The organism is Streptomyces sp. NPDC059037, assembly GCF_042740015.1.
GTDB lineage: Bacteria > Actinomycetota > Actinomycetes > Streptomycetales > Streptomycetaceae > Streptomyces.
Window position 1 is genome coordinate 1 of record NZ_JBHYIG010000378.1, and the last position, 8,101, is coordinate 8,101.

Sequence of the window (8,101 nt, forward strand, 5' to 3'; positions counted from 1 at the left end):
GTGTCGCGTAACGGAAGGACAAGGGCATTTCGGTCGCGGTGGCGCCGGTTGTCGGGCGGGACCGCGGCCATGGTTGCGAGCCTGTCCCGGGGCGGCTTGGGGGAGCTTGTAGGTCCCTTGCGGCCGTCCGTTCGCCCCAGGTTAACCAAATGAGCGCGCCCGCGCTCGATGGGGGCAGGCGAAGGAGTGGATTTCGGACACTTGGTGACGGTGTGGGGTCGGCACGGGTTGACCCCGAGGTCGGCATAGGGCCCCGAACTCCCCATCAGGACCGCGCCCATGGGCCTTTCGGAGACTTCGTGGGACCGTACGCGGATGACTTCTCGGCCGGCGCAGGAGACCCCGGTGGCCCTGACGACCGGCGCCTCGCGGGGAATCGGGCTCGCGGTCGCGCACGCCCTCGCGGAGTCCGGGCACCGCCTCGTCGTCACCGCCCGCGACGCCGACGCGCTGCGGACCGCGGTCTCCGGGCTCCGGGCCCGGGGCGCCGACGCGGTCGGCCTCGCCGGTGACGTGGCCGACCCCGGCCACGCCGAGGCCTGTGTGGCCCTGGCGGGAAGGGAGTTCGGGCGGCTCGACGTGCTGGTGAACAACGCCGCGACGAACGCCCCCTACGGCGCACTGATGGACGTCGACCTCACCCGGTGGCGCGACGCCTTCGCCCTGAACGTCGAGGCCGCGCTGCGCCTGACCCAACTGGCCTGGCGGGCCTGGATGGGCGAGCACGGCGGCCGCGTGGTGAACGTCTGCTCGGAGGGCGCCACCCATGTGGGACCCAATGTGGGCGCGTACGGCACGAGCAAGGCCGCGCTCCTGCACCTGACCGCCCAACTCGCGGGCGAGCTGGCCCCCTTGGTGCGGGTCAACTCCGTCTCCCCCGGCCTGGTCCGCACCGAACTCGCCCGCTTCGTCTGGGAGGGTGCGCAGGAGCGGCTCGCCGCGGGCCTGCCGCTCGGCCGGATCGGGGAACCGCAGGACGTGGCGCGGGCCGTGGCATGGCTCGTGTCCGACGCGGCCGAATGGGTGACGGGGGCGGATCTCCTGGTCGACGGCGGGACGAGGGTGCGTGCCGCCTCCGGCGCGGCCGCCTCGTACGCCGTGCATGAGCGGCTGCGCGCTGCGTCGGGCGAGGGCGGCGGCGAGGCCTGAGGCGGCGGCCGGACGAAGACGACCAGGCGCAGCACCAGGAACCTGCCGATGCCCGCGACACCGGAGGCCCCGAGGTAGACGGCCTGCTCGCACAGGGCGCCGGGCTCGGGGCGCAGGCAGTGCAGCACCCCCATGGCGAGGGTGGTCACGGCGTACGCGGCCGCCGCGGTGCCGGCGCTCTGCAGGTGCATGCGCAGCCGGCTGCCGCCCCGCACCCCGAAGGTGAAGCGACGGTGCAGTTCGGTGGCGAGCACGGTCGACGCGACGGTGACCAAGGCGTTGGCCACGGCCCACGGCAGCCAGGACGCCACCGCGACCACCGCGCCACTGGAGACGATGCCCACCCCGCCGCCGCAGAGCACGAAGCGCGCGAAGGCGGCTGAAGGGCCGGGCCGTGCGGGAAGTCGGCGTGCCGCTGTCTGCGTCATGACGGAAACCATACGGCCGTCTATGACGCTTGTATAGGTCGCCCGTATAAGACGGCCGTTTATCGGCAGTGTCCTACCACTTGCCCGGTGCGTAGTCCTTCAGGAAGACGCCGTACAGGTCCTCGCCCGCCTCGCCGCGCACGATCGGGTCGTAGACCCGGGCCGCGCCGTCGATCAGGTCGAGCGGGGCGTGGAAGCCCTCCTCGGCGAGGCGCAGCTTGTCGTAGTGCGGGCGCTCGTCGGTGATCCAGCCGGTGTCGATCGAGGTCATGAGGATGCCGTCGGTCTGGAACATCTCCTGGGCGCTGGTCCGCGTCACCATGTTCATCGCGGCCTTCGCGGCGTTCGTGTTCGGGTGGCCCGCGCCCTTGTAGCCGCGGCCGAAGACGCCCTCCATCGCCGAGACGTTGACGACGTACGCGCGGCCGCTCGACGCCTGCTTCGCGGCGCCGGCCATCGCCGAGCGCAGGGCGCTGATCAGGATGAACGGCGAGGTGTAGTTGCACAGCTGGGTCTCGAGGAGCTCCACCGGGGAGATCTGCTCGATGGTCTGCACCCAGGTGTTGCTGTCGACGACGTCCGGGACCAGGCCGCCCGCGTCGATGGCCGTGCCGTCCAGGTGCCGGGCGACGCTGGCGTTGCCCGCGACGAGGGCGAGGTCGGCGACCTTCTGGGCGTCGATGCCGCTGGTGCCGACGGGCAGCGCGGCCAGGCCGTCCACCGCGCCGGAGTTGAAGGCGCCGATCACGGAGTGGGCGGGCAGCTCCCCTGCGGGCAGCGGCGCGCTCTCGCCGTCGACCAGGGCGGCGTACGCGGAGGGCAGCCGGCGCACGGTCTGCGTCGCGTTGTTGATCAGGATGTCGAGCGGTCCCGCCGCGGCGAGCCGCTCGGCGAGGGCCACGGACTGGGCCGGGTCGCGCAGGTCGATGCCGACGACCTCCAGGCGGTGCAGCCAGTCCGCCGAGTCGTCCATCGCCTTGAAGCGGCGGATGGCGTCCTTGGGGAACCGCGTCGTGATGGTGGTGTGGGCGCCGTCGCGCAGGAGGCGCAGCGCGATGTACATGCCGATCTTGGCGCGGCCGCCGGTGAGCAGCGCGCGCTTGCCGGTGAGGTCGGCGCGGGCATCGCGCTTGCTCCGGTTCAGGCGGGCGCAGTCCGGACAGAGCTGGTGGTAGAAGTAGTCGACTTCCACGTACCGGGTCTTGCAGGTGTAGCAGGAGCGCGGGCGCTGGAGTATCCCCGCGAGCCGGCCTTCCTCGGTCTGCGAGGAGGGCAACAGGCCCTCGGTCTCGTCGTCGATCCGCTCGGCGGAGCCGGTCGCGGTGGCTTCGGTGACCGCCTTGTCGTGAGCAGTTTTGGCGGCCCTCCGCTCCTGGCGGCGGCGCTGCTTCACGGTCCGGTAGATGCCGGCCGTGGCGCGGCGCACCGCGATGGCGTCGGGGTGGTCGACCTCCAGCTTGTCCAGCTCGTCGAGCACGCCGAGGCAGACGGCGAGACGGTCGGGGTCGATACCGGGGCCGTACGTCACGGCCTCACCGGCCGAACCGGCAGCCTCCAGGCTGTCTTCTGTCACCGTCATCGCCGCTGTCCTCGCGTCACTCATGCCGCGGCCGTCCGGGTGACCGCGAATGTTCCAAAGAGAATGTTCCAAAGAAGGGAACTTTACGTAGCGACGGGTCCCTTTACCAAACTCGAGCCTTCGGCGCACGCTGCGACGAGCCCCGCGAGCTCCTCCCGCACGCTCCGGGCGAGAACGTCCAGGTCGGGCACCGCGGCCGCGTCCGCGACCAGACCGAAGTGCACCCGCCCCCGGTACGTCGACACGGCGACGGCAAGCGCCTGCCCCTGGGCCAGCGGCGCGAAGGGGTACACCTCGGTGAGCGGGCAGCCGTCGAGCCGCAGGCCGAGGCTGGGCAGCGGGACGCTGGTGACCAGGATGTCGAAGAGCAGCCGTGCGGCCTGGGCGACGACGGGGCCGCCGATCCAGTGGCCGAGCGGCGGCACATGATCGGCAAGGAGGGCGACCGCGCCCGCCCCGCGGTTCGGGCCCGCGTCCTTGTTGCGGTCCATGGCGGTGCGCACGGACCGCAGCCGTGCCAGCGGGTCCGGGTCGCCCACGGGCAGCCGGACCAGATACCCGGAGAGCCGGTTGCCCGGCGGCTGTGCGCCGCGCGGCCTGCGCCGGGAGACGGGAACCAGAGCGCGCGGCTCCACGCCCTCGCTGCCGTCGCCCCGCTCGTCGAGCCAGCGGCGCAGGGCTCCGGCGACGACCGCGATCAGTACGTCGTTGACGGTGCCGCCCACGGTCTTGCGCACGCGGTGCACATCGTCCAGGTCGAGCGCCACCCCCGCGGTGCGCCGGGTGCCGGTCGCGTCCGATGTGAGGGCGTCGGAGGAACGTACGCCCAAGGTGGCGCGGGCGACGGAGCTGCCGATGTCCAGGGCCCGCCCCACGTCGGCGACGGTGTCGCGGACCAGGCCCGGCAGCTTGCGCGGGTCGGGCAGCCAGTCCCACCGGGAGGCGGCGGGCCCCACGGGCACGGGGCGCGCGGCGGGCAGGTCGGTGGGGTCCATCACCGCGGCCGCGAGCATCAGGGCCCGCAGCCCGTCGGCGAGTGCGTGGTGGAACTTGAAGAGCACGGCGAAGCGGGAGCCGTCCCGCGCGGGCAGCACATGGGCCTCCCACGGCGGCTTGCCGCGTTCCAGGGGGCGCTGCATCAGGGCGCCGGCAGCGGCGTGGAAGTCCCCCATGGGCTCGGCGAGCGTGACGTGGTCAAGGGGGTCGAAGCCGGTGGCAGTGGTCCGGACGGCCCCGCCGACCGGCAGCCAGACGGACCGTATGCGCAGGCGAAGCCCCGGCACGGCGGCCGCCCGGGAGGCGAGCAGCCGGGCGGCACGCTCGGCCGCGCCGGGCGTCTCGGCCTCGAAGACGCCGAGGGCTCCCAGGTGCATGGGATGTTCGGCGGTCTCTATGTTCCAGAAGGCGAGGTCGAGGGGTGCGAGCAGGTCGGAGGTGTCAGCGGTCCGAGTCGTCGTCGTCACGTGTCTGCTCTCGCGTCGAGGGCGGTGCGGGGGGTGGTGTGTGGAGCGAGCAGTCAATCGCCGTTGCGCGACTACGGTCAAGTACGATCAAGCTACGCACAGTTAACAACAGATTAAGGCCCGCCTCCCTGAGGAAGGCGGGCCTCGTGGGGCTGATGTGGCGTATCGATTACGTCACTCCAGCGGATTTCGGCGGCATCCGGCTTAGGCCATGTGGCGCGGTCGGCACCGCCTCACTTCAGGGCCGGCGGCGCGGCGTCCGCCGAGGTGCCCCACGCGGAGGGCTTGTCGCCCACCGTGAAGGAGAGCTCGCGGGTGTCGCGGATGTCGTCGGTGGTCAGATACGTCTTTCCGTAGTCGGCGCCGTCCGTGCTCGCCGACTGGATGTACCGGTTGGTGTCCGAGGTGCCCGGCGCCTTCACCGTGAGGCGCCCCTTCGGGTAGTAGCGGCGGTCGAGCGTGAGGTCGACCCGCTCGAAGACGGGCGTCGAAAGGCCCCAGGTGTCCGTGCCGGGCTGCACCGGGAAGACGCCGATCGAGGACAGCACGTTCCAGGCCGACATGGTGCCGAGGTCGTCGTTCCCGGTCATGCCGGTCGGGGTGTCCGTGAACAGGGTCAGCGCGGCGTGCACCACGTCGGTGGTCTTCCACGGCCGGCCCGTCGAGAGGTAGGTGTACGGCGCGATCAGATCGGGCTCGTTCTGCGGGTTGTACTTGTCCGCGTTGTAGTAGTCGTAAGGACCGTTCACCCACACCTCGCGCGCGGTCTTCGCCGGGTCCTTCAGGAGCTGCTCGTACGCGAAGAAGGAGTCGAGGCGGTCGTTGGCGGCCTGCTTGCCGCCGATCAGGCCGACCATGCCGGGCAGGTCCTGCGGGACGAGCCACTGGTACTGCCAGGACGTGCCCTCGTGGAAGCCCTCGCTCTTGGCCGGGTCGGCGGGGCCCGTGAAGGCTCCGGACGCGTCCCGCGCACGGAAGAAGCCGGTCGAACCGTCAAAGATCTTGCGGTAGTTCTGCGCACGGTCGGCATAGCGCTCCGCGTCGTCCTCGTGGCCCAGGTCGCGGGCCATCTGGCCGAGCATCGCGTCCGAGAGGGCGTACTCCAGGGTCGCGGACGCGCCGTGGTCGTAGTCGGAGTCGCCGGGCTTGGCGTGCGGGCGGCCCTTGATGAATGGCGCGAAACCGTCGCTCAGGTATTCCTTGTTGGCCTCACGGCCGACGGGCGCGGAGTCGGCGGGCGGCACACCGTCCGCGTTCTTCTTCAGCGCGCGGTACGCCTCCTCCTCGTGCCCCTCGAGGAGACCCTGCTGGTAGGCGTTGGTGAGGAACGGGGTGACCGGGTCGCCGGTCATGATGTTCGTCTCGACCGTTCCGTAGCCCCACTTGGGCAGCCAGCCGCTCTCCTCGTCGATCTTCAGGACGGAGAGCGCCATGTCGCGCGACTCGTGCGGCGCGAGGAGCGCGAGGAGCTGCGCCTGGGTGCGGTAGGTGTCCCACAGGGACCAGTTCTGGTAATACGTGAAGCCCTTGGCCCGGTGGGTCTTCTGGTCCCAGCCGGTGTAGCGGCCGTCGACGTCGCTGCCGATGTTCGGCGCGAGGAACGAGCGGTAGAGGGACGAGTAGAAGGTCCGGCGGACGGTCTCGCTGCCGCCCTTGGCCCGTACGTCGTCGAGCCGGTCCTCCCACGCCGCTTGGGCCGCCTGCGCGACACGGTCGTACGAACGCCCGCCCTCCGCGCGGAGGTTGAGCGCGGCGCCCTTGGCATCGACGTACGAGAGCGCGGTGGTCGCCTCGACCGTGCGGTCCTTGGAGGTGTCGAACCGGACGAAGGCGCCGTTGCGCTCGTCCCCCGCCGACGACTCCTTGGAGCCCTCGGTGACGGTGCCGCCCTTCCAGGTGCCGGACGTGGTGAAGGGCCGGTCGAAGCGGGTGATCGTGTGGACCGTGTACGGCTTGGTGTCCTGGCAGAAGCCGCTGCCGGTGATCGCCGTGCGGACCGTACGGCTGTCGAGGATCTCGACCTTGGTGGAGCCCGTCTTGTGCAGCGACTGGCCCGCGTTGAGCAGGACGTTGGCCTTGTCGGTGGCGGGGAAGGTGTAGCGCTGGACGCCGGTGCGCTCGGTGGCGGTCAGCTCGGCGTCGATGCCGGACTTCAGGCCCACCTTGTACGCGCCGGGGCTCGCCTGCTCGTCGTCGTGGCTGAACTCCGCCGCGTACTTGGCGTAGTCCGTCTCCTTGACGTCACCCGTGGTGGGCAGGACCGGAAGATCGCCGCCGAGACCGCAGCCGACACCGGAGAGATGCACGGTGGAGAAGCCGCGGATGTGGGTGTCGGAGTGGTCGTAGCCGGTGTTGTGACCGGTGTCCGGGGAGAACTGGACCATGCCGAAGGGCACGGCGGCGCCGGGGTAGGTGTTCCCCTCGTTCTCGGTGCCGATGAACGGGTTGACCAGATCGGTCAGTTGACCGTCCGCCGCCGGGGCGGCCTGCGCCGACGGAAGGGTCAGGGCTCCCCCGAGAAGCGCGGCCGCAGCCACCGCCACCCCGGTACCGCGTAGCCGTTGGGTCCATCTCATGGGTGGGAACGCCTCCTTGGACAACGTTGTCAGAGCGCCGAACGCGATCATTCTTCGGGGGTGGCGTCCTGTGCGTCAAGGGGTGGGAGAGGGCCGCGGCCCCTCAGTCGGACCGCAGCCACACCCGCAGCGGTCCGATCGGGGTGAACCCCGCGCGCACGGCCGCGTCCAGGCTTTCACCGCTCTCGTAGCCGACGACGGGCAGGCCGGGCCAGAGCCGGGCGGCTTCGGTGAGAACACCGGCCCAGGCGGACTCCTCGCCGCCCGGGACATCCCCACGGGCGAACAGGTTGGAGACGCCGGCCACCGATTCGCTGCGGCTGACGACGGCGCCCGCGACGATCTCCCCCGCGGCGGACGTCCCGGCCAGGAACATCGTGTCGTGGGACAGCAGCTCCGCGCGGAACAGACCGCTGCCCTCCTCACCGTCGCCCCAGGCCGTCTCCCACGCGGGCAGGGCGTCGGCGTCCGCAAGCGGCGCCCAACTCACGTATGGCGAAGGGGACATGACCGCCTTGTCCGCAGGGCGGTGGATCCACTGCGCCTCTAAGAGCACGTCGAAGCCCAGCGGCGCCAGGTCCAGACGGGCGTAGCTGTCCTTCACCGAGCAGCCGGGCGAGCCGGTGTCGACGCGGGACACCACGTCGGCCGGAGACGCGTCGGGGGTGAGCGTCACGGCGTCGGGATAGAGCGGCGGGGTGCGCCGCGCGCTCGTCCACGCCTCTCCCCCGAACTCGCCCGGCACGGCGTGCGCGCGGCAGACCGCGTCGCACCATGCGGCGTTGTTGCGGACCGCGGCCCGCACCGCACGCTCGCGGCTCTCCTCATCCATGATCACGGGGTGATGGTGCCAAGCGTGCGGGCGCCCGTCCACGGGATAAACGCTCCGGGGCCACGGGACAGGCG

5 protein-coding genes and 1 pseudogene are annotated in these 8,101 nt (G+C 71.5%); 1 reads left to right on the forward strand and 5 read right to left on the reverse strand.

Going from position 1 to position 8,101, the window contains the following annotated elements:
- Positions 1-315 precede the first annotated feature (315 nt).
- Positions 316-1,149 carry an SDR family oxidoreductase gene (locus tag ACFWY6_RS42310; protein ID WP_384702277.1) on the forward strand — a complete coding sequence of 278 codons (834 nt, stop codon included), beginning with the start codon at positions 316-318 and terminating at the stop codon, positions 1,147-1,149.
- 74 nt (positions 1,150-1,223) lie between these two features.
- Here the strand turns inward: ACFWY6_RS42310 and ACFWY6_RS42315 are convergent.
- From ACFWY6_RS42315 to ACFWY6_RS42335, 5 genes and pseudogenes are all read right to left on the reverse strand, one after another.
- Positions 1,224-1,589: pseudogene (locus ACFWY6_RS42315) on the reverse strand (GtrA family protein); the annotation flags it as partial.
- A 61-nt stretch (positions 1,590-1,650) separates the two neighbouring features.
- Positions 1,651-3,156, reverse strand: a complete 1,506-nt coding sequence (locus ACFWY6_RS42320; protein WP_384702280.1) for an SDR family NAD(P)-dependent oxidoreductase — start codon at positions 3,154-3,156, stop codon at positions 1,651-1,653.
- Positions 3,157-3,239: 83 nt separating this feature from the next.
- Positions 3,240-4,619 carry a wax ester/triacylglycerol synthase family O-acyltransferase gene (locus ACFWY6_RS42325; protein ID WP_384702283.1) on the reverse strand — a complete coding sequence of 460 codons (1,380 nt, stop codon included), beginning with the start codon at positions 4,617-4,619 and terminating at the stop codon, positions 3,240-3,242.
- 233 nt (positions 4,620-4,852) lie between these two features.
- Positions 4,853-7,195 (reverse strand): GH92 family glycosyl hydrolase, encoded by a 2,343-nt coding sequence (locus ACFWY6_RS42330; RefSeq protein ID WP_384702286.1) that lies wholly within the window; start codon positions 7,193-7,195, stop codon positions 4,853-4,855.
- Positions 7,196-7,298: 103 nt separating this feature from the next.
- Entirely contained in the window at positions 7,299-8,027 is a 729-nt protein-coding gene (locus ACFWY6_RS42335) for a hypothetical protein (RefSeq protein WP_384702289.1), read from the reverse strand.
- Positions 8,028-8,101 lie beyond the last annotated feature (74 nt).

What these genes read in the sequence shown, in the direction of transcription:
- ACFWY6_RS42330 (WP_384702286.1), bottom strand. Translation starts at nt 7,195, where the DNA reads ATGAGATGGACCCAACGGCTACGCGGTACCGGGGTGGCGGTGGCTGCG.
- ACFWY6_RS42310 (WP_384702277.1), top strand. Translation starts at nt 316, where the DNA reads ATGACTTCTCGGCCGGCGCAGGAGACCCCGGTGGCCCTGACGACCGGC.
- ACFWY6_RS42320 (WP_384702280.1), bottom strand. Translation starts at nt 3,156, where the DNA reads ATGACGGTGACAGAAGACAGCCTGGAGGCTGCCGGTTCGGCCGGTGAG.
- ACFWY6_RS42335 (WP_384702289.1), bottom strand. Translation starts at nt 8,027, where the DNA reads ATGGATGAGGAGAGCCGCGAGCGTGCGGTGCGGGCCGCGGTCCGCAAC.